This window comes from Pseudomonas sp. FP198, from assembly GCF_030687895.1.
GTDB lineage: Bacteria > Pseudomonadota > Gammaproteobacteria > Pseudomonadales > Pseudomonadaceae > Aquipseudomonas.
Genome location: NZ_CP117452.1, coordinates 5,647,749 through 5,666,533, shown reverse-complemented (window position 1 = coordinate 5,666,533; position 18,785 = coordinate 5,647,749). Strand labels below are relative to the sequence as shown.

General features: G+C 61.0%; 17 protein-coding genes. 13 read left to right on the top strand and 4 right to left on the bottom strand.

Going from position 1 to position 18,785, the window contains the following annotated elements; all coding sequences use genetic code 11:
- Positions 1 to 9 precede the first annotated feature (9 nt).
- On the bottom strand, positions 10 to 1,194 hold the full coding sequence (gene desA / locus PSH78_RS25660) for a delta-9 fatty acid desaturase DesA (protein ID WP_305497624.1): 1,185 nt from the start codon (positions 1,192 to 1,194) through the stop codon (positions 10 to 12).
- 145 nt (positions 1,195 to 1,339) lie between these two features.
- On the opposite strand from desA, the gene dibA reads away from it, so the two are divergent.
- The 9 genes from dibA (at position 1,340) to PSH78_RS25615 (ending at position 11,856) form a co-directional block, all read left to right on the top strand.
- Positions 1,340 to 3,250 carry a phosphodiesterase DibA gene (dibA, locus tag PSH78_RS25655; protein ID WP_305497623.1) on the top strand — a complete coding sequence of 637 codons (1,911 nt, stop codon included), beginning with the start codon at positions 1,340 to 1,342 and terminating at the stop codon, positions 3,248 to 3,250.
- Positions 3,251 to 3,380: 130 nt separating this feature from the next.
- Complete coding sequence (gene oscA, locus PSH78_RS25650) at positions 3,381 to 3,563, top strand: sulfur starvation response protein OscA (protein WP_003186967.1); 183 nt, start codon at positions 3,381 to 3,383, stop codon at positions 3,561 to 3,563.
- A gap of 125 nt (positions 3,564 to 3,688) precedes the next feature.
- The gene (locus PSH78_RS25645) at positions 3,689 to 4,702 is read left to right on the top strand and encodes a sulfate ABC transporter substrate-binding protein (protein ID WP_305497622.1); all 1,014 of its coding nucleotides are present in this window, start codon (positions 3,689 to 3,691) and stop codon (positions 4,700 to 4,702) included.
- A 155-nt stretch (positions 4,703 to 4,857) separates the two neighbouring features.
- Positions 4,858 to 5,676 (top strand): sulfate ABC transporter permease subunit CysT, encoded by an 819-nt coding sequence (gene cysT / locus PSH78_RS25640; protein WP_013692011.1) that lies wholly within the window; start codon positions 4,858 to 4,860, stop codon positions 5,674 to 5,676.
- Positions 5,677 to 5,689: 13 nt separating this feature from the next.
- The gene (gene cysW, locus PSH78_RS25635) at positions 5,690 to 6,559 is read left to right on the top strand and encodes a sulfate ABC transporter permease subunit CysW (protein WP_305497621.1); all 870 of its coding nucleotides are present in this window, start codon (positions 5,690 to 5,692) and stop codon (positions 6,557 to 6,559) included.
- A gap of 3 nt (positions 6,560 to 6,562) precedes the next feature.
- Positions 6,563 to 7,552: a sulfate/molybdate ABC transporter ATP-binding protein gene (locus PSH78_RS25630; protein ID WP_305497620.1), complete on the top strand. Its 990-nt coding sequence runs from the start codon at positions 6,563 to 6,565 to the stop codon at positions 7,550 to 7,552.
- A 271-nt stretch (positions 7,553 to 7,823) separates the two neighbouring features.
- On the top strand, positions 7,824 to 9,185 hold the full coding sequence (locus PSH78_RS25625) for a cytochrome C (RefSeq protein ID WP_305497619.1): 1,362 nt from the start codon (positions 7,824 to 7,826) through the stop codon (positions 9,183 to 9,185).
- Positions 9,182 to 9,688 carry a sorbitol dehydrogenase gene (locus PSH78_RS25620; protein ID WP_305497618.1) on the top strand — a complete coding sequence of 169 codons (507 nt, stop codon included), beginning with the start codon at positions 9,182 to 9,184 and terminating at the stop codon, positions 9,686 to 9,688. Before PSH78_RS25625 ends, PSH78_RS25620 begins: the two co-directional genes overlap by 4 nt.
- Complete coding sequence (locus tag PSH78_RS25615) at positions 9,685 to 11,856, top strand: GMC family oxidoreductase (RefSeq protein WP_305497617.1); 2,172 nt, start codon at positions 9,685 to 9,687, stop codon at positions 11,854 to 11,856. Before PSH78_RS25620 ends, PSH78_RS25615 begins: the two co-directional genes overlap by 4 nt.
- Before the next feature lie 42 nt (positions 11,857 to 11,898).
- Here PSH78_RS25615 and PSH78_RS25610 read toward each other — a convergent pair whose 3' ends face one another.
- Positions 11,899 to 12,423, bottom strand: coding sequence for a DUF962 domain-containing protein (locus PSH78_RS25610; RefSeq protein WP_305497616.1), 525 nt, complete (start codon positions 12,421 to 12,423; stop codon positions 11,899 to 11,901).
- Positions 12,424 to 12,510: 87 nt separating this feature from the next.
- Between PSH78_RS25610 and PSH78_RS25605 the strand changes: the two genes are divergently transcribed.
- The 3 genes from PSH78_RS25605 (at position 12,511) to PSH78_RS25595 (ending at position 13,803) form a co-directional block, all read left to right on the top strand.
- Positions 12,511 to 13,197 carry a Crp/Fnr family transcriptional regulator gene (locus PSH78_RS25605; protein WP_305497615.1) on the top strand — a complete coding sequence of 229 codons (687 nt, stop codon included), beginning with the start codon at positions 12,511 to 12,513 and terminating at the stop codon, positions 13,195 to 13,197.
- 113 nt (positions 13,198 to 13,310) lie between these two features.
- Positions 13,311 to 13,559, top strand: coding sequence for a helix-turn-helix domain-containing protein (locus PSH78_RS25600; protein WP_305497614.1), 249 nt, complete (start codon positions 13,311 to 13,313; stop codon positions 13,557 to 13,559).
- A complete protein-coding gene (locus PSH78_RS25595; protein WP_305497613.1) occupies positions 13,552 to 13,803 on the top strand; it encodes a hypothetical protein in 252 nt (83 codons plus the stop codon). The genes PSH78_RS25600 and PSH78_RS25595 overlap by 8 nt, the downstream gene beginning before the upstream one ends.
- A 107-nt stretch (positions 13,804 to 13,910) precedes the next feature.
- On the opposite strand, the gene PSH78_RS25590 is transcribed toward PSH78_RS25595, so the two are convergent.
- Positions 13,911 to 14,915, bottom strand: a complete 1,005-nt coding sequence (locus tag PSH78_RS25590; protein ID WP_305497612.1) for an AraC family transcriptional regulator — start codon at positions 14,913 to 14,915, stop codon at positions 13,911 to 13,913.
- A 99-nt stretch (positions 14,916 to 15,014) separates the two neighbouring features.
- Here PSH78_RS25590 and PSH78_RS25585 point away from each other — a divergent pair, with 99 nt between their 5' ends.
- Complete coding sequence (locus PSH78_RS25585) at positions 15,015 to 16,088, top strand: fatty acid desaturase (RefSeq protein WP_305497611.1); 1,074 nt, start codon at positions 15,015 to 15,017, stop codon at positions 16,086 to 16,088.
- Positions 16,089 to 16,243: 155 nt separating this feature from the next.
- On the opposite strand, the gene PSH78_RS25580 is transcribed toward PSH78_RS25585, so the two are convergent.
- A complete protein-coding gene (locus PSH78_RS25580) occupies positions 16,244 to 18,748 on the bottom strand; it encodes a TonB-dependent siderophore receptor (RefSeq protein ID WP_305497610.1) in 2,505 nt (834 codons plus the stop codon).
- Positions 18,749 to 18,785: the final 37 nt, after the last annotated feature.

Genomic DNA, 18,785 nt, shown 5'->3' with positions numbered 1-18,785 from the left:
CACAGGGGATCAGGCGGTGGCCGGCCGCAAGGAATAAGTCTTGAGCTGGTCGGCAAAATCGCGCAGTGACTGGATGCCGCTGGCCTCGGCTTCGTGGACCCATTCCTTGATAGCCGCGAGCATGTCGTGGCCGTTGCTGCTGGTCTTGACCCAGATCTGCTGCAAGGCCAGGCGTTTTTCGTAGATCACCTTCAGCGCCTGGCTGTGCTCCAGCATGTTCTGGATGCGCACATGATGGCGCTCGTCGAGCAGGCTGGTTTCACGGGACAACAGGCGTTTGGCCCGATGAAACTGATGTCGGACCGAGTGATCGACTTTTTCCAGCTCCTGCTTGACCAGGGGCGCGATGACCAGCCTGCGGTACTGGGCCATGATCTGGAAACGGTTGTTGAGGATCGCCATGGCGGTGTCCATGTCCAGGTGGCCCTTGCCTTCGACCCGGTGGGCGATCGGCGCGACCCGCTGGACCTTGGCCAGGCGCAGGAAACTGAAGACCTTGATCCAGGCCCAGCCCAGGTCGAATTCCCACTTGCGCACCGACAGCTTGGCCGAATTGGGATAGGTGTGGTGGTTGTTGTGCAGTTCTTCGCCACCAATGAGGATGCCCCAAGGCACCAGGTTGGTGGCCGCGTCACGGCATTCGAAATTGCGGTAGCCCACGGCATGCCCCAGGCCATTGACCACGCCCGCGGCCCAGACCGGGATCCACATCATCTGGATGGCCCAGATAGTGATGCCGATGGTGCCGAACAGCAGCAGGTCGATGACACCCATGATCGCCACGCCCAGGAGGGGGAAGCGGCTGTACAGGTTGCGTTCGATCCAGTCCTCGGGGCAGTTCTTGCCGTAGATGCGCAAGGTTTCCGGATTTTCCGCTTCGGCGCGGTACAGCTCGGCGCCCTTGCGCAGCACCGTAGACAGGCCTTTGATCACCGGGCTGTGGGGGTCGTCCTCGGTTTCGCATTTGGCGTGGTGCTTGCGGTGGATGGCGGTCCACTCGCGCGTATTCTGTGCCGTGGTCAGCCACAGCCAGAAGCGGAAGAAATGTTTGAGACCGGCGTTGAGTTCCAGGGAGCGGTGAGCCGAATACCGGTGCAAGTAGACCGTGACGCTGATGATCGTCACGTGAGTCATCAGCAGGGTGACTGCCACCAGCGACCAGGCCGACAAGCCAAGAAAACCTTCGTACCACATAGGCTGTAGGGCCCTCGATAAAGATGAAAACTGCCGTTGCATTATCCCTGGCCCCGGCGATAAAACCAGTCGGCCTTTCAGATAAGAGTGGCAGAATGTTTCTTCCTCTATAATCCCCTCACATTACAGGGACATGGATGACCGCATGACCGTCTATCACCGCGCTGCCATGCGTGGGGCACTGCTTTATCTGGTGCTGTCAGTCGCCTGGCTGCAGCTGGTTGGTTATTTATTGAGCAGTTTCTTCGATCATTCGGCCGATCGGCTGCGTTGGCAACTGATCAACGGTTATGCCTGGGTACTCGTCAGTGCCGGATTGATTTTCATCGCACGGGTGCGGATAACACGCTTTTTCGAGAAGGCCGCGGGCAATGTCGACCGTGAACGGTTACGCCAAGCCGCCGCGGTGTTCGACTGCACCCGCGAAGGTGTCCTGGTCACGGACCGCCGTGGTTTGATCGTGCATGTGAACCGGGCATTCATGGCAATCACCGGGTATGCCCGCGACGAAGTGTTGGGTCGGCAACCGAATCTGTTCAAGTCCGGCCGGCATGGCCCGGCTTTCTATCGAGAGATGTTCGCAGCGCTATCCAGCCGCGGCGAATGGAGTGGCGAAATCTGGAACCGCCGCAAGAGCGGTGAAATCTACCCGCAATGGCAGACCATCCGCGCCGTCGTCGATGACACCGGCGAAGTCAGCCAATACGTCGCGGTGTTTTCCGACATCAGTGCGATCAAGGACTCGGAGCATGAGCTGGCGCATCTGGCCCATCATGATCCGCTGACCGGCCTGCCCAATCGCCTGCTGTTTTCCGATCGCGCCGAGCAGGCGGTGGCGTCGGCGCAACTGCACAAGCGTGGGTGCGCGTTGCTGCTGCTGGACCTGGATCATTTCAAGAACATCAACGACAGCCTCGGGCACAACGTCGGTGACGAGCTGCTCAAAGGCGTGGCCGAACGTTTCCTCGGGCTGTTTGCGCCCGGTATCACCCTGGCGCGGCTAGGCGGTGACGAATTCGCGGTGCTGGTGGAAAACTGCTCGCAGCCGGGTCAGGCCGCGGCTTTGGCCCGGCGTATCCTCGATGCCTTGAAAGCCCCGTTGCAGCTCGGCGAGCAATCGCTGTTTATCAACGCCAGCATCGGCATCAGCCTGTTTCCCGGTGACGCCCTCAGCGCCGGGCAACTGCTGCGCAACGCCGACTCGGCACTGTTCAAGGCCAAGAACAGCGGACGTGACGGCTACGCCTTATATACCGAGGAACTCACTGCTCATGCCCAGCAAAGGGTCGAGATCGCCTTCGAACTGCGTCGCGCGCTCCAGCAGCAGGAGCTACGGGTGCATTACCAACCGGTGCACGACCTGGCCACCAGCCGGCTGGTCGGCGTCGAGGCGCTGGTGCGTTGGGAACACCCCGTGCGCGGGTTGGTTTCGCCGGCCGAGTTCATTCCCATCGCCGAGCGCACGGGGTTGATCGCCCAGATCGATGCCTGGGTCATGGACCAGGCGTGTCGGCAAATGTGTCTTTGGCGACAGGCCGGTGTGGTTTTGTCATTCGTTGCGGTCAACGTCTCCAGCCGTTTGTTTGCTCGCCGCGAATTGTATGAGCAGGTCGCTCGCGTACTTCACGACACGGGCCTCGATCCGGCCTTCCTTGAGCTGGAGGTGACCGAAAGTGCGGTCATGGATGATCCGGAGGTGGCGCTGGAACAAATGCACCGTCTGCGGGAGTTGGGCGTGCGGTTGGCCATCGATGATTTCGGCACAGGTTATTCGTCGCTGCTGCGGCTCAAGCGTCTACCCGTGCAGAAACTCAAGATCGACCAGGGTTTTGTCGCCGGGTTGCCCTGGGATGAAGACGACGCGGCGATCGTCCGGGTAATCATTGCCCTGGCCCGCAGCATGGGCATGCAGGTCCACGCTGAGGGTATCGAGCAGCGAGAGCAGGCGGCGTTTCTGCTTGAACAGGCGTGTGAGCTGGGGCAGGGATATTGGTTTGGACGGCCAGTGGCGGCGCAGCAGCTGGATTGGGATCGGGCGCCGACGATCGCCCGATAACGGAATTTCAGTTTGGTTATATAAAAATTCTTAAATAGTCTTTTTAAGAATATCTGCACTTATCTAGTATTGCTCCCACGCCGCAAGCAGTGCCGCCCACTGCCAGGCATTCATTCAAAGGAGCAGCAGCATGAGCGCATCCCTACGTAGCGTTGACGGCCAGGACGAAGCAACCATCTTGCGCGAGATCCAGAGTGCCTTGCGTGACCTGCGCTTTGGCGCGGTGGAGATCACTGTGCACAACGCCCAGGTGGTCCAGATCGAGCGCAAGGAAAAATTCCGCTTGCAGCAACCGAGTCATAAACCGAGTTGAAGGATCACAGCCTTCGCCAGTTCCTGCCGGGGGGCTTGATGCAGGAGCTGCCGCAGGCTGCGATTCCGGTTACCGGACAAACGATTTCAGAAGCCATAAAAACCAGAATTCCAGGAGCTTTCACCATGTCGTCGATTCGCCGTTATGCCTTGGCCGCCCTGGCCAGCGCTGTTTTTGCAGGTTCCGCGGTTGCCAAGGACTATGAGTTGCTCAACGTGTCCTACGACCCGACCCGCGAGCTGTATCAGGATTACAACGCCGAATTTGCCAGCTTCTGGAAAAAAGCCCATCCGGACGACACCGTGAAAATCCAGCAGTCCCATGGTGGTTCGGGCAAGCAAGGCCGAGCAGTAATTGACGGCCTGCGGGCCGACGTCGTGACCCTGGCCCTGGCCGGCGACATCGACGAAATTGCCAAATTGGGCAAGTCGCTGCCGACGGACTGGCAAAAACGCCTGCCGGATGCCAGCACCCCTTACACCTCGACCATTGTGTTCCTGGTGCGCAAGGGCAATCCGAAGGCCATCAAGGATTGGGGCGACCTGATCAAGGATGATGTCTCGGTCATCACGCCAAACCCGAAGACCTCCGGCGGTGCCCGCTGGAATTTCCTCGCCGCCTGGGCCTACGGCCTGAAAGCCAACGGTGGCGACGAAGCCAAGGCCAAGGAATACGTGCAGGCGCTGTTCAAGCACGTGCCGATCCTCGACACCGGTGCCCGTGGCTCGACCATCACGTTCGTCAACAACGGTCAGGGCGATGTGTTGCTGGCCTGGGAAAACGAAGCGTTCCTGGCCCTGAAAGAGGACGGTGGCGCGGACAAGTTCGACATCGTCGTGCCGTCGCTGTCGATCCTCGCCGAACCGCCGGTGGCGGTGGTGGACAAGAATGCCGAGAAAAAGGGTAATGCCGAGATCGCCGAAGCGTACCTCAAGCACCTGTACAGCCCGGCCGGTCAGGAAATCGCGGCGAAAAACTTCTATCGCCCGCGTGACAAGGACGTCGCCGCCAAATACGCCCGGCAGTTCCCGAAACTTGAGCTGGTGACCATCGACAAGGACTTCGGCGGCTGGAAAACAGCACAGCCTAAATTCTTCAACGATGGCGGTGTGTTCGACCAGATCTATCAGGCGCAGTAAGCTGGGCTAGTCGGATCCAGGCCGTAATTCATTGTGGCGAGGGAGCTTGCTCCCGCTGGAGTGCGAAGCGCTCCCAGAATTTCTGGGGCTACTTCGTAGCCCAGCGGGAGCAAGCTCCCTCGCCACGGTAAGTGCGTTCTCAACCAAGGACCTTTATGTCGCGTCGCATATCCCCCGTCATACCCGGCTTCGGGCTGACGCTGGGCTACACCCTGGTGTACCTCAGTCTGATTGTGCTCATACCCCTGGCGGCGATGTTCGTGCATGCCGCCCAACTCACCTGGGAACAGTTCTGGGCGATCATTTCGGCGCCGCGGGTGCTGGCAGCCTTGAAGCTCAGTTTCGGCACCGCGCTGTACGCTGCGATCATCAATGGCGTGATTGGCACGCTGCTGGCCTGGGTGCTGGTGCGCTACACCTTCCCGGGGCGCAAGATCATCGACGCGATGATCGATTTGCCGTTCGCCTTGCCCACCGCCGTGGCCGGTATCGCCCTGACGGCGTTGTACGCGCCGACCGGTCTGGTCGGCCAGTTCGCCACCGATCTCGGATTCAAGATCGCCTACACCCCGCTGGGCATCACCCTGGCGCTGACCTTCGTGACGCTGCCGTTCGTGGTGCGCACGGTGCAGCCGGTGCTCGCCGACATTCCCCGTGAAGTCGAAGAAGCCGCCGCATGCCTCGGTGCCAAGCCATGGCAGGTGTTCCGCCACATCCTCGTGCCGGCGTTGTTGCCGGCCTGGTTGACCGGCTTCGCCCTGGCTTTTGCCCGTGGCGTGGGCGAGTACGGTTCGGTGATTTTCATCGCCGGCAACATGCCGATGAAAACCGAGATCCTGCCGTTGCTGATCATGGTCAAGCTCGACCAATACGACTACACCGGCGCCACCTCCATCGGCGTGCTGATGCTGGTGGTTTCCTTCGTCCTGCTGCTGCTGATCAACTTGTTGCAGCGGCGCATCGAAACCCCATAAGGAGGCGCGAACCATGTCCCAATCGTCTATTTCCGCCGCCTCCACCAACGCTGCCCGCCGCGGCAGCGCGGTTTCGCGGCGCATCCTGATCGGTCTCGGCTGGCTGGTTTTTGCACTGTTTCTGCTCTTGCCGCTGTTCATCGTGGTATCCCAGGGCCTGAAGTCGGGCCTGGGTACTTTCTTCGCGGCGATCTTCGAGCCCGATGCGTTGTCGGCGCTCAAGCTCACCGTGTTTGCCGTGTTGATCTCGGTGCCGTTGAACCTGGTGTTCGGCGTCAGCGCCGCATGGTGCGTGAGCAAGTATTCGTTCCGTGGCAAAAGCATGTTGGTGACGCTGATCGACCTGCCGTTCTCGGTATCGCCGGTAATCGCTGGCCTGGTCTACGTGTTGATGTTTGGCGCCCAAGGCCTGTTCGGGCCGTGGCTGTCGGATCACGACATCCAGATCGTGTTCGCGCTCCCGGGCATCGTCCTGGCGACGATCTTTGTCACCGTGCCGTTCGTGGCCCGTGAACTGATCCCGCTGATGCAGGAGCAGGGCACCCAGGAAGAAGAAGCCGCGCGCCTGCTGGGCGCCAACGGCTGGCAGATGTTCTGGCATGTCACCGTGCCGAACATCAAGTGGGGCCTGATCTATGGCGTGGTGCTGTGTACCGCCCGGGCCATGGGCGAGTTCGGCGCGGTGTCGGTGGTTTCCGGGCACATTCGCGGGGTGACCAACACCCTGCCGCTGCACGTCGAGATCCTCTACAACGAATACAACCACGTGGCCGCGTTCGCCGTGGCGAGCCTGTTGCTGATCCTGGCGCTCTTCATCCTGCTGCTCAAGCAGTGGAGCGAAAACCGAATCAACCGCCTGCGCGCCAGCGCCGCGGAGGAATAAGTCATGTCGATCGAAGTCCGTAACGTCAGCAAGAATTTCAACGCCTTCAAGGCCCTCGACGATATCAGCCTGGACATCCAGAGCGGCGAGCTGGTGGCGCTGCTCGGCCCGTCGGGCTGTGGCAAGACGACCCTGCTGCGGATCATTGCCGGCCTCGAGACGCCGGACCAGGGCAACATCGTGTTCCATGGTGAAGACGTATCCGGCCACGACGTGCGTGATCGCAACGTCGGTTTTGTGTTCCAGCACTACGCCCTGTTCCGCCACATGACGGTGTTCGACAACGTCGCCTTCGGCCTGCGCATGAAGCCCAAGGGCCAGCGCCCGAGCGAAAGCCAGATCGCGACCAAGGTCCATGAACTGCTGAACATGGTGCAGCTGGACTGGCTCGCCGACCGTTATCCGGAGCAGTTGTCCGGTGGTCAGCGCCAGCGTATCGCCCTGGCTCGCGCCTTGGCGGTGGAGCCCAAGGTGTTGCTGCTGGACGAACCGTTCGGCGCCCTCGACGCCAAGGTCCGCAAGGAACTGCGCCGCTGGCTGGCGCGGCTGCACGAGGACATCAACCTGACCTCGGTATTCGTGACCCACGACCAGGAGGAGGCCATGGAAGTGGCCGACCGGATCGTGGTGATGAACAAGGGCGTGATCGAGCAGATCGGCTCACCGGGCGATGTGTACGAGAACCCGGCCAGTGATTTTGTCTATCACTTCCTGGGCGACTCGAACCGCCTGCATCTCGGGGAGGACCGGCATGTGCTGTTCCGTCCGCATGAAGTGTCGCTGTCGCGCTCGGAACTGGAAGACCACCACGCCGCCGAAGTGCGCGACATTCGCCCGCTTGGCGCGACCACGCGGGTGACGTTGAAGGTCGAAGGCCAGAGCGAACTGATCGAGGCCGAAGTAGTGAAGGACCATGACAGCCTGGTTGGGTTGGCGAAGGGCGAGACACTGTTCTTCAAGCCGAAGGTCTGGCAGAAAGTCGCCAATCTTTAAGATCAAGAACATCGCGAGCAAGCTCGCTCCCACAGGGGATTTGTGTATGGCGCAGATCAACTGTGGGAGCGAGCCTGCTCGCGAAGGCCTCCTCACGGACAGCCCGGCCTGAATCTGAATAACACCCGCTTGGCCTTGCTTCGATTCGTTCTACTGAAAGGTCTTTGTGGTCCTGAACACTACCTAGACTCTGACAAGCCAGGAGGCAAGTGAGAGTCCATGAAGGACCGGTGTTATTTCTCCTGGCGCCCTGATGCCAAGGAGAGAAAGCATGAGAATGGAAGTCAGTCGGCGCGGCCCGTTGGGCTGTGCATTGTTAAGCGTCTTGTTGAGCCCGCACGTCAGCGCCACCCCCTCGCTGTCCCCTCAGATCCCCTTCGATGCCACCTTTACCGAACCGGCTACCCTGTCCAGCCTGCAAGCCAATTTCGATGAGCTGTCATGGCAGACGTTCATCGCGCTGAACTGGCCGGCGCTGGACGATGGCAAGCCGAATACCGGCGTCACCATCGGCAAGCAGGATGGTGCGACGGTGTGGGAGAGCTGGAAAGAGAGCTACCAGATTTTCCGAGCGAAGGGTCAAACGCCGCTGCCATGGGATGCACCGGCAACCCTGCCAGAAGCCTGTAAAGCGCTCAAGCCGGGCCGCTTGCTGCAACAGATGGGCAAGGTGCCCGATGTGCTGGACGAGTTTATCCAGCCCTTCGAGAGCGGTCCGCTGGTGGATCAGAACGGCGTCTATACGCGCAACGAAATTGTGGTCAACCAATCGATGTTCGATGGGATCGTCGGTAACGGCTTGTATAGCATCGAAGGCCAGCAGAAGTTTTTTGCCTCTAATCCCAGCAACACCGTGGCTTTCAGCTGTAGCTCCGCCGACAAGAAAGAGGTCGGTGCGGTGATGGTGAAAGCCTCGTGGAAAGTGCTGGGCCCCAACGACAAACCGGAGAGTTTTCATACCGTCGATGCCCTGGTTTACACGCCTGGCAACAGCGACCCGGGCAAGGGCGCCATTGTCGAGGATACGTGCGTGGCCGAGTCGGTCGGGCTGGTGGGATTGCACATTGTTCACAAAACCAACAGCGCGCCCCAGTGGGTATGGTCGACCTTCGAGCACGTTGCCAACGTCCCTGAAAAAACCACGCCGCCCGGCGAGCGTGTCGGCCCTTACCTGTTCTATGACGCCGCCAGCAAAAGCGAGATCAACCAGCCTCCAGTCCGTCCCTGGAATCCGGCGGTCAAGGCGACCCCGTCGCAGATCGTGCGCGAAGAGCCGTTGACCGATGCAACCAGGAAACTCAACGCGACCTATCAAGCGCTGTTGCGCACGGCCAATCCGCAGAGCGTCTGGGCGAACTATCAGTTGATCAGCACCCAATGGCCGACCGACGCGCAGCAGGATTGCAAAATTTCGGCGGCGAACCCGCTAGGCAGCCCCGCGCCTTCGTTCCTGGCCAACGCCACGCTGGAAACCTATATCCAGGGCACCGTGCCCCAGGCGTCCTCCAGTTGCATGGCGTGTCATGGCAACGCGGCGACCCATGTCACCGAGTCCCCGCGCACCAGCTTCGCGGACTTCACCTATTTGCTCGAACGCGCACAGTCCACGAGTGGACAAGGAGCCAAGCAATGAGCACTGATCTGGTTAATTTCGTAGGCCTGTCGTCGGCCCTGATTGGTATCTCGACCGAGCATCTGGCACCGACGATCGACCCGGTCGGTTTGCCGCCGATCTTTCTCGACTATGTCTGCGCGCGAGTCCCTCCCGAGGCGCTCAACGCGTTGTTGTCCCAATACGCCACCCTGGCGGCGGACCATGTACCGCCGGACGAAATCGCCCGTCAAGTGCTGGCCGTTCCCGCGCAGCAGAAGGTTCCAGACGCTGTGCTGGTTGCGCGTTCGATCATGAAGCTGTGGCTGTTGGGCGTTTGGTATCCGCCTTTTGGAGGGCCGAAGTTCGACGGTTCGGCGGTGGTGTCTGACCAAGCCTATATCTATAGCTGGGCCTGGAAAATTGCCCAGGCTCATCCGATGGGCTACAGCGAATCGTTCTTCGGTTACTGGAACAGCACGCCCCCCAGCCTTGAAGAGTTGACCGGCGTATCTGCCAATGGACAGCAAGGAGCGTTGTCATGAGTAGCGAACAAGCAGAAGTGGTGATTGTTGGCGCAGGTTTAGCCGGTAGCATCATCGCTTATCAGTTGGGCATGGCTGGAATCGACGTGCTGGTACTCGAGTCGGGGCCGGAGATACCGGCCAATCGTTCGCAGTACCTGGAGCGCTTCTACACGTCGACCTTGAAAACCCCGGAATCTCCCTACCCCCCGGTGACCAGCCTGGATCCGAGACGTGAGCCGGCCGGCCAGAACGCGCCGCGAGCCACCATCGCCGACTTGATCCTTGGCTGGGACGACCCGAAGATCAGCTATCTGGTGCAAAAGGGGCCACTGCCATTTACCAGCACCTATGAACGCGTAGGCGGCGGCACGACCTGGCATTGGGTGGGAACATGCCTGCGCATGGTGCCGAACGATTTCCGCCTGAAGACTTTGTACGGCGTCGGTGTGGACTGGCCTATCGGCTACGATGACCTGCAGAGCGCCTACTGCCGGGCCGAGGCTGAGATCGGCGTATCGGCCAACGTTTCCGATCAAGCCTATCTGGGCATGACCTTCCCTGAAGGTTATGCCTTCCCGATGCACAGCATTCCGTTATCTCTGGTCGATGGAAGCTTTGTCACTGCCGTCACGGGGAAGACGTTCGATAGCTTGCCGCTGGTAGTCAGCCCGACGCCGGCCGGGCGCAACTCCCAGCCTTATGCCGGCCGCCGGGTCTGCGCCGGTAACACCAACTGTACGCCGATCTGTCCGATCCAGGCCAAGTACGACGCCACTGTGACCATGAACAAAGCCTTGGCCACGGGCAAGGTCCGAGTGCTCTATCGGACCGTGGCCAGCAAGGTAACCGTTGGCGCCGACAGCAACGTCAATGGTATCGAGTTCATGCAGTATCAGTTGGGGGACGGTCCCAAGACTGGAACAGGCGTGGCCGTCGCACAGCGTTACGTGATTGCCGCCCATGCGATCGAGACGCCGAAACTGTTATTGAATTCAGGCGTGGCCAACAGCAGCGGGCAAGTGGGGCGCAGTCTGGCTGACCATCCCATTTATCTGGCTTGGGGGCTGATGCCTGAGGGCAAGACGATCTTCCCCTATCGGGGTCCGGTGTCCACCGCCGGCATCGAGAGCTTGCGCGACGGGGCCTTTCGCAGCGATCGGGCAGCGTGGCGTATAGAAATCGGCAACGAGGGTTGGAACTGGCCGGTCGGCGATCCATACGCCACTGTGGCCGACTTTATCGATGGGGTGAACAACGGTGGCGCCAACCCGAGCAATACGTTGCTGTCCGGAACGGCGCTGGTGCGCAAGCTCAACGACGTCTTTGTCCGTCAGTTCCGAATCGGGTTCCTGGTCGAGCAGGTCGAGGACGATCCCGACAATGCCGATTGCTTCATCAAGCCATCGACTGAATTCAACGACCGACTCGGCATTCCCCGGCCGGAAATCCACTACGACCTTTCCGATTACACCAAGAAAGGGTTCCAAAAGGCGAAGATGCTAGCCAGCCATATCATCAAGGACTTGCTAGGCGCGCAGGAACTGACGCACACGATTGGACCGGGATACTTCGATTACGAGAAGGAGCATTACAGCTTCCAAGGCGCCGGTCACCTGATGGGGACTTACCGCATGGGCGACGACCCCGCCAAATCGGTGGTGGACAAATACCAGCGCAGTTGGGATCACAAGAACCTGTTCCTGGTGGGCGATGGTGTCTTCCCGAGTACCGGTACCTCGAACCCGAGCCTGACAATCGCCGCGCTGTCATTCCAGGCCGGGGATACGCTGGCCAACGACCTGCGGGCGGTGACGATGCAGGTCCAGTCCAACGTCGCCTGGCAGGGTACCGGTGTGCAACTCAACGCCCAGGTTCCCCGGCTGGTTCGTTACGTCAGTGGAAAATGGCAGGCCAGCCGGGAAGGGGGCATGGTCGATGGAAACGGTGGTTCGCGGCACATCGCCTATTCCAGCTATACGTTGCCCAACGCCGCTGAAGGCGCCTTGATCGGGCGCGTGGGCGACGGCGGGACACCCTTCCTGATCGGCGATCTGGCACAGCTTCCGGTGAGCGAACCGGGCGAGTTACAGCTGTGCATCAATGATGACTTGACGGGGCAGCACGGCGCCGGCCTGACCGACAACATCGGCGCACTGACGGTTCGGATCGAGTTCGGTACGGTGTGATACCCGGGCGGCAACGGTGCGTGATCGTTGCCGCCCGGTTTTTCAAGCGGTTGAGCGTGGGTTGCGCAGCGCCACCGGACCTGCGCGCTCCTCGATCGCCCGCTTCAGATCGTCTCTGAGTCCCAACAGAAAACCAGCTTCGACCACGACGAACAACGGCCCGACAATCAACCCGGTGAGGTCATCGACGAACGCCGGTTTGCGCCCTTCGTAATAGTGGCCGACGAACTGGATCACCCAGCCCACCACAAACATGCCCAGGCCGCTGGCCAGCCATGTCGCGGTGCTTTGCGCGGCGAGCGCCTGGCCCAGCCAGACGGCAAGCCCCAACAGCACGGTCATCAGCACACCCAGGCGCAATTCCAGGCGCAGGTAGAACCAGGCACTGGCCACTGCCACCAGCAGCGCGGGCGAAATCAAAATCGCGCCAACCGGCCATCCCGGCCGTGACAACAGCACCGCGACGGCGACGAAAATCAGCGGAATACCGATGAAGTGGCTGGCGATGTTGCGTGGGTCGCGGTGATAGGCCGCGTATTGACTGAGATGATCGACGAGGCTTTTCATTGTTGTTCCTCCTGAGGTGATGCCCGCATGATGCCCAGGTTCCACCAGGCGCTCTGTCAGCTAGCCGACACTTGTCCCGGAGTTTCCATGAATACCCATACCTGGCATGCGCACTTGATGACCGGCCACTGGTACAGCCATCTGCCCGCCGAGTTACAGAATAGTCTGCTGGAGATGTCGCGGCTGCGTCGCCTGTCGCCCGGTCAGCGGTTGTTCAAGCGCGGCGATCCGCCGTGCGGCGTGTACGCGGTGCTCGAAGGGGCTGTGCGGATCGGCGCCGTCAGTGAGCAGGGCAAGGAGGCGCTGCTGAGCGTCGTGGAGCCACCCTATTGGTTCGGCGAAATCAGCCTGTTCGATGGCCAGCCACGTACCCATGACGCGCAGGGGGTCGGGCAATGCACGTTGTTGCATGTGCCTCAGGCCGGGCTGTTGGCTTTTCTCGAAGAACAACCGGGTTATTGGCGGCAGCTGGCCTTGCTGATGAGCCACAAGTTGCGCCTGACCTTCGTCAACCTCGAACACCTGAGCCTGATGCCTGCTCCGGCCCGCGTGGTCCATCGCTTGCTGATGATTGCCGAAGGCTACGGTGAAATCGAACCGGCACGCCGGGTTCTGCAACTGCCCCAGGACCAACTGGCGTTGATGCTTTCCCTGTCGCGCCAGACCACCAACCAGATTCTCAAGGATCTGCAGGGGCAGGGCATTCTTCAGCTTGGTTATGGCGAGATCGAAATCCTCGATATGGAAGGGTTGCGGCGGCTGGCTTCTACTTGAGCCGACCACTTCTACGGATCTTGATTGCGCTACACTCGGCTAAATTGAATTAAATATAGTGCATTTTGTTTTTTCTGATCATTTTTGCACTGTATACGATGCGGAGTTGGCGTATGGAAACCCTCGGTGCGTTGATCAGGCGATTGCGTAAGGAACACCGTCTTTCCCAGCAGGCATTGGCTGCGCAGTACGGCATGAGCCGCGCGACGATTTCGGGGATTGAAAACAATACTATTGCTGAAGTCGGCATTCGTAAGGTCGAAGCTATTCTCAACGGTTTCGGCTATGAGTTGACAGCGATTGCCCGTCCGACGAAGCGCCCGACGCTCGACACACTGAAAAAGGACTCTTTCCATGACTGATGAACAAGGTCTGGACAGGTTGCAAGTCACCGTCAGCGAAGCGGCGATCGGCATCCTTGGGCGAGGCCAACAGCGCAGCGATTCAGTGTTCACTTATGCGCCTGACGCGTATGGGATGGACCTTGCGTTGGCCGAGATGCGTCGCTACATGGACGCTAATCAAACGTTCAGAGCAACTGGCGAGGCAATGGGCGAGGCGTGGAAGGCTGGGCTTGCACGCAGCCTCAAACCTGACAACGGCTGAGCTGGGCCATCGCAAGCAGGCTCGCTCCCACAGGTTTTATGGGCGCCGCAGATCAGATGTGGGAGCGAGCTTGCTCGCGATGAGGCCGGCCCAGGTACTGTAGATCCCTAACGCAACCCATCCCGAAACTGCCCCGGCGTCATACCGGTCCAGCGCTTGAAGGCGCGGCTGAAGCTGCTGGTATCAGCAAAACCCAGCAGATAACTGACCTCGCTCAATGAGCATTGCGGATCGCGCAGATGCAGCAAGGCCAGGTTTTCCCGGCATTCATTGAGCAGCGCGTCGAAGCGGCAGCCTTCGTCGGCCAGATGCCGCTGCAGACTGCGCAGACTCAGGTGCATGGTCTGGGCGATGCGTTCGGCGCTGGGTTCGCCTTCGGGCAGTTGTGCTTCGATGGCGGCGCGGACCTTGCGCTCCCAGGTCAACGGCTGCAGCTGGGCGAGGGTGCGCTTGAGCACGGTTTCGTTGTGTTCGGCCAGCTCCGGGTTGGCGTCGTCCAGGTGACTGTCGAAATCGGCGAGGCTGAACTCCAGGCAATCGTGTCCGGCATCGAAGTGCACCGGTGAACGGAACACTTTGTGCCAAGGGGAGGGGTCTGCCGGCTCCGGTCGCCGCAGATAAACCGCCAGCGGGGCGTAATCGCGGCCGAGGCGGTTACGGCAGGTGCGCACGTAGATCGCGGCGAATGCGTCGATGGCTTCCAGGGCCGGCGCCGGACGTCCCGCCGGTACGTCGAGACTGAAGCGGTAGCGATCCTCGCCACGGCTCAGTTGCAGCGTCAGCGCATCGCTTACCACCGGGTGGTAACGCACGATCCGCTCGAACACTTCCCGCAGGCTGCCGCTGGCTACCAGGGCATAACCCAGCGCATGAAAGGTGGTGGGGCTGACAAAGCGCGACACCCGCAGGCCGAGCGCCGGATCGCCGCTGGCCTGCACCGCGAGCGCCCACAGGCGCGTGGTGGCCGAGAGCGGATAACGGGCGTTCGGGTCATCCATCCATTGTGGGTCCAGGCCCGCCTCCAGGCACAAGGCATGGCTGTCCAGGCCCAGTGCATCGAGCTGTTTGCGCAGGGCGCGGGTCCAGCTGGCGAGGGAGGTGGGTTCCGTCATGGCAATTGGCGCTTGCGGTCAACAGGTTGGCGTCTGCGGCTATCACCCTGTGAGGCAAGGCCCGGCAGGATTAGCTCATCGATAACAGAGGATTAAGCCATGCACGGCACTTGCGCAAGCCCCGAGCGATTGAATGCACAGCAGCGCTCCGCCCATATTCGCCAAGTGGTCCTGGCCCGGGGCGAAGAATTGCGCGAGCGCTATCCGATCCTGCGGCACCAGGATGCGCTGGGCGCGGGCATCCTGGCGTTCGCCCTGGCGGGGATGACCGGCTCGGCGCTGCTCTACATCAACGGCTATCTGGCCGGCTGGGCGTGCCTGCTGCTCAACGCCTTTTTTGCGTCCCTGACCCACGAGCTGGAACACGACCTGATCCACAGTATGTATTTTCGCAAGCAGCGCGTGCCGCACAACCTGATGATGGGCCTGGTCTGGCTGGCGCGGCCGAGCACCATCAATCCGTGGATTCGCCGCCACCTGCACCTCAATCATCACAAGGTTTCCGGCAGCGAGGCGGACCTGGAGGAGCGCGCTATCACCAACGGCGAGCCGTGGGGATTGGCGCGCTTGCTGATGGTTGGTGACAACGTCATGTCGGCGTTCATTCGCCTGCTGCGAGCCAGGACCTGGGCGCACAAGCGCAGCATCCTCAAGCGCACGCTGAAGGTGTATTTCCCGTTGGCGCTGTTGCATTGGGGCGCGTGGTACGTGTTCCTCGGTTTCCATGGCGCCAACGCGGTTGCCGGGCTGCTCGGCACTTCCATCGACTGGTCGACCAGCACTCTGGCAACCCTGCACGTCATCGACATCGCGGCGGTGGTGATCATCGGCCCGAATGTACTGCGCACCTTTTGCCTGCACTTCATCAGCTCGAACATGCATTACTACGGCGACATCGAGCCAGGCAACGTCATCCAGCAGACCCAGGTGTTGAACCCTTGGTGGCTGTGGCCGTTGCAGGCGTTCTGCTTCAATTTCGGCAGCAGCCACGGCATCCATCATTTCGTGGTGAAGGAGCCGTTCTACATTCGCCAGATGACGGTGCCGGTGGCGCACAAGGTGATGCGGGAGATGGGCGTGCGCTTCAATGATTTCGGCACGTTTGGGCGGGCGAATCGGTTTGCACGGGAGGAGGGATCGACGCGGGAGGAGGCGAAGGCGATCCAGGCCTAGGGCAGAGATATAGCTTTGTGGCGAGGGGATTTATCCCCGCTGGGTTGCGCAGCAGCCCAAGTTTTTAGGGCCGCTTCGCGCCCAGCGGGGATAAATCCCCTCGCCACAGTAACCATTCTTCAGGCCAGACAAATGCGTCTGGCCTGAAGAATGGATCAGAACTGATAACTCACCGTAGCCGCCACGTTGCGCTCCTCGCCCATGTAGCAATAGCTCAGGCTGGCGCATGACGCGATGTAGGTCTCGTTGGTCAGGTTGTTCGCGTTCAGGCGAACATCCACGCCCTTCAAGCCGACCTTGCCCAGGTCATACCCCACCGAGGCATCGAACAGCGTGTACGACGGCACCTTCATGGTGTTTTCCGCGTCGGCCCAGCTGTAGCCGACATACCGCACGCCGCCGCCCAGCCGCAGGCCATCGAGCGTGCCGCTGTCAAATTTGTAGTCGGCCCACACCGATGCCATGTGGCGTGGGGCCTGGGTCGGAGAGTTGCCTTTGTTTTCGATGATGTCGGTGGGCGTGCTCAAGGTGCTGACCATCGATTTCGAGTATTCGATGTCGGTGAAGGTGTAACTGCCCAGCACCTTGAACTGCTCGGTCAACTGCATGTGCGCTTCCAGTTCCAGGCCTTGGGAGCGCACAGCGCCAACGGCGCGGTAGAAGTTTTCCTGGGGCAGCTTGGTCGCCAGGTTCTCCTGGTCGATGCGGAACAGCGAGGCAGTGTACAAGTCGTCGGTGCCCGGCGGCTGGTATTTCAGGCCCAGTTCCCACTGCTTGCCATCGGTGGGCGGCAGCGGGTTGCCGGCGCTGTCGGCGTAGGAGTTGGGGTTGAACGACTCCGAGTAGCTGATGTACGGCGCCAGGCCGTTGTCGAACAGGTACAGCGCCCCGACGCGGCCGGTGAGTTTGGTGCGCTTGTCGTTGATCTCGGTGCCTTCCGGGCGACCGAATTCGGCGATGCGGTTCTCGTCCGAGGTCTCGACCCAATCCTGGCGCAGGCCCAGGGAAAAGCGCCACTTGTCCATTTCGATCAGGTCTTGCAGATAGACGCCAGTCTGCTCCAGGCGCCGCAGGTAGCTGGTTGGGCTGAAGTAGCTGATCGCCGAGTTGCCATAGACCGGGTCGAAGGCGTTGATCGGCGCGAGGCTGCCGCTGGTCCAGTCGACCACGGTCTTGCGCCGCTGATAGTCGGCGCCCATCAGCACGGTGTGTTTGGTGGCGCCGGTGAAGAATTCCGCCTGGAGCATGTTGTCGACGATGAAGGCGTGGAGCTTTTCTTCAGCGCCGGTGTAATAGCGGTTCAGCTCGTTGCTGGTCGGCGTGGTCCAGTCATAGGCATAGACCTGGTCGTTGCTGACGTCCGAATCCAGGTAGCGGAAGTTCTGCCGGGCGGTGAAGACGTCGTTGAAGCGGTGCTCGAACTGATAGCCGAACGACTGCTGGTCACGTTCGTAGCCGTCGACGCCAGGCTCGCCTTCGAAGAAGTTCTCCGAAATCCGCCGGCCGTTGCGCTTGTGCAAGGTGCCGTTCGCCGGCATGCCGCCGTGGTAACCGCCGTCGGGGTCATGCTGCAGGTAGGCTTGCAAAGTCAGCGAGGTATCTTCGCTAAAGTCGATGCTCACCGTGGGCGCGAGGGCGAAGCGCTTTTCCTTGTTGTGGTCGAATTGCGTGTCGGACGTATCGGCCAGGCCGACCAGGCGGTAGGCGATGCGCTTGTCGTCATCCACCGGGCCGCTGAAGTCGAAACCCATGCCGCGTTGGCCTTGGGTACCGACCGTGGCCTGGATCTGGTGATAGGCCTCGTACAGCGGTTTCTTGCTGGTGAGCGCCACCAGGCCACCCGGCGAGCTACGGCCATAGAGTACGGAGGACGGGCCCTTGAGAATGTCGACCCGCTCGAGGAAATACGGATCGACCTGAATCGAACTGTAGGTGCCGCTGTCACCCATCGACTTCAGACCGTCCAGGTAGATGTTGTCCACCGAGCCATCGTTGAAGCCGCGCATCGCCACGTAGTCGTAGCGGTGCGTCGCGCCATAGGGATTGGTCAGCACGCCAGGGGTGTAGCGCATGGCCTGGGACACGGTTTGCGCGCCCTGGTCGTCCATTTGCTCGCGTGTGACCACCGATACGCTTTGCGACGTTTCCCGCAGGGCGGTACTGGTCTTGGTCGCCACCTGGCTGTGGGTGGCGTTGTAGCCATCCATGCTGCCGAGCGCGTTACCCAAGGCGAAGCCTTTGACGTCGGTGGTCGGCAACGCCAACGTGCTTTCGGGGGCCACGGTTTGCAGCACATAGCTGGCGCTATCCTGGCTGACGGCAACCAGCCCGGAGCCGCTGAGCAACTGCTGCAGGGCCTGGTCCGCCGAATATTCGCCTTTCAGGCCCGGTGACTGGACGCCGCTGGTTTGCCCGGGAGTACTTGCCAGGGTGATGCCGGCCTGACGGGCGAACTGGTTGAGCACCTCGCTCAACGGGCCGGCGGCTATGTTGTAGCTCTGGCGGCCGGCGATCGTGCCATCCTGCGCCGCGACAGCGGACATCGGTAGGGCGCCGACACCGAGCGCGGCGCTCAACAGCGCGGCGCGGATGGCCTGGCGCAGCAGGCCGGTGGGCGAGGAACAGCCGAGGGAAGTCTTGAGAGTCACGCGCTCAGTCATTGTAGGTTTCCGTTGGAGTCGCTGGAGGCAGATAAGC

What these genes read in the sequence shown, in the direction of transcription:
- desA (WP_305497624.1), bottom strand. Translation starts at nt 1,194, where the DNA reads ATGTGGTACGAAGGTTTTCTTGGCTTGTCGGCCTGGTCGCTGGTGGCA.
- dibA (WP_305497623.1), top strand. Translation starts at nt 1,340, where the DNA reads ATGACCGTCTATCACCGCGCTGCCATGCGTGGGGCACTGCTTTATCTG.
- oscA (WP_003186967.1), top strand. Translation starts at nt 3,381, where the DNA reads ATGAGCGCATCCCTACGTAGCGTTGACGGCCAGGACGAAGCAACCATC.
- PSH78_RS25645 (WP_305497622.1), top strand. Translation starts at nt 3,689, where the DNA reads ATGTCGTCGATTCGCCGTTATGCCTTGGCCGCCCTGGCCAGCGCTGTT.
- cysT (WP_013692011.1), top strand. Translation starts at nt 4,858, where the DNA reads ATGTCGCGTCGCATATCCCCCGTCATACCCGGCTTCGGGCTGACGCTG.
- cysW (WP_305497621.1), top strand. Translation starts at nt 5,690, where the DNA reads ATGTCCCAATCGTCTATTTCCGCCGCCTCCACCAACGCTGCCCGCCGC.
- PSH78_RS25630 (WP_305497620.1), top strand. Translation starts at nt 6,563, where the DNA reads ATGTCGATCGAAGTCCGTAACGTCAGCAAGAATTTCAACGCCTTCAAG.
- PSH78_RS25625 (WP_305497619.1), top strand. Translation starts at nt 7,824, where the DNA reads ATGAGAATGGAAGTCAGTCGGCGCGGCCCGTTGGGCTGTGCATTGTTA.
- PSH78_RS25620 (WP_305497618.1), top strand. Translation starts at nt 9,182, where the DNA reads ATGAGCACTGATCTGGTTAATTTCGTAGGCCTGTCGTCGGCCCTGATT.
- PSH78_RS25615 (WP_305497617.1), top strand. Translation starts at nt 9,685, where the DNA reads ATGAGTAGCGAACAAGCAGAAGTGGTGATTGTTGGCGCAGGTTTAGCC.
- PSH78_RS25610 (WP_305497616.1), bottom strand. Translation starts at nt 12,423, where the DNA reads ATGAAAAGCCTCGTCGATCATCTCAGTCAATACGCGGCCTATCACCGC.
- PSH78_RS25605 (WP_305497615.1), top strand. Translation starts at nt 12,511, where the DNA reads ATGAATACCCATACCTGGCATGCGCACTTGATGACCGGCCACTGGTAC.
- PSH78_RS25600 (WP_305497614.1), top strand. Translation starts at nt 13,311, where the DNA reads ATGGAAACCCTCGGTGCGTTGATCAGGCGATTGCGTAAGGAACACCGT.
- PSH78_RS25595 (WP_305497613.1), top strand. Translation starts at nt 13,552, where the DNA reads ATGACTGATGAACAAGGTCTGGACAGGTTGCAAGTCACCGTCAGCGAA.
- PSH78_RS25590 (WP_305497612.1), bottom strand. Translation starts at nt 14,915, where the DNA reads ATGACGGAACCCACCTCCCTCGCCAGCTGGACCCGCGCCCTGCGCAAA.
- PSH78_RS25585 (WP_305497611.1), top strand. Translation starts at nt 15,015, where the DNA reads ATGCACGGCACTTGCGCAAGCCCCGAGCGATTGAATGCACAGCAGCGC.
- PSH78_RS25580 (WP_305497610.1), bottom strand. Translation starts at nt 18,748, where the DNA reads ATGACTGAGCGCGTGACTCTCAAGACTTCCCTCGGCTGTTCCTCGCCC.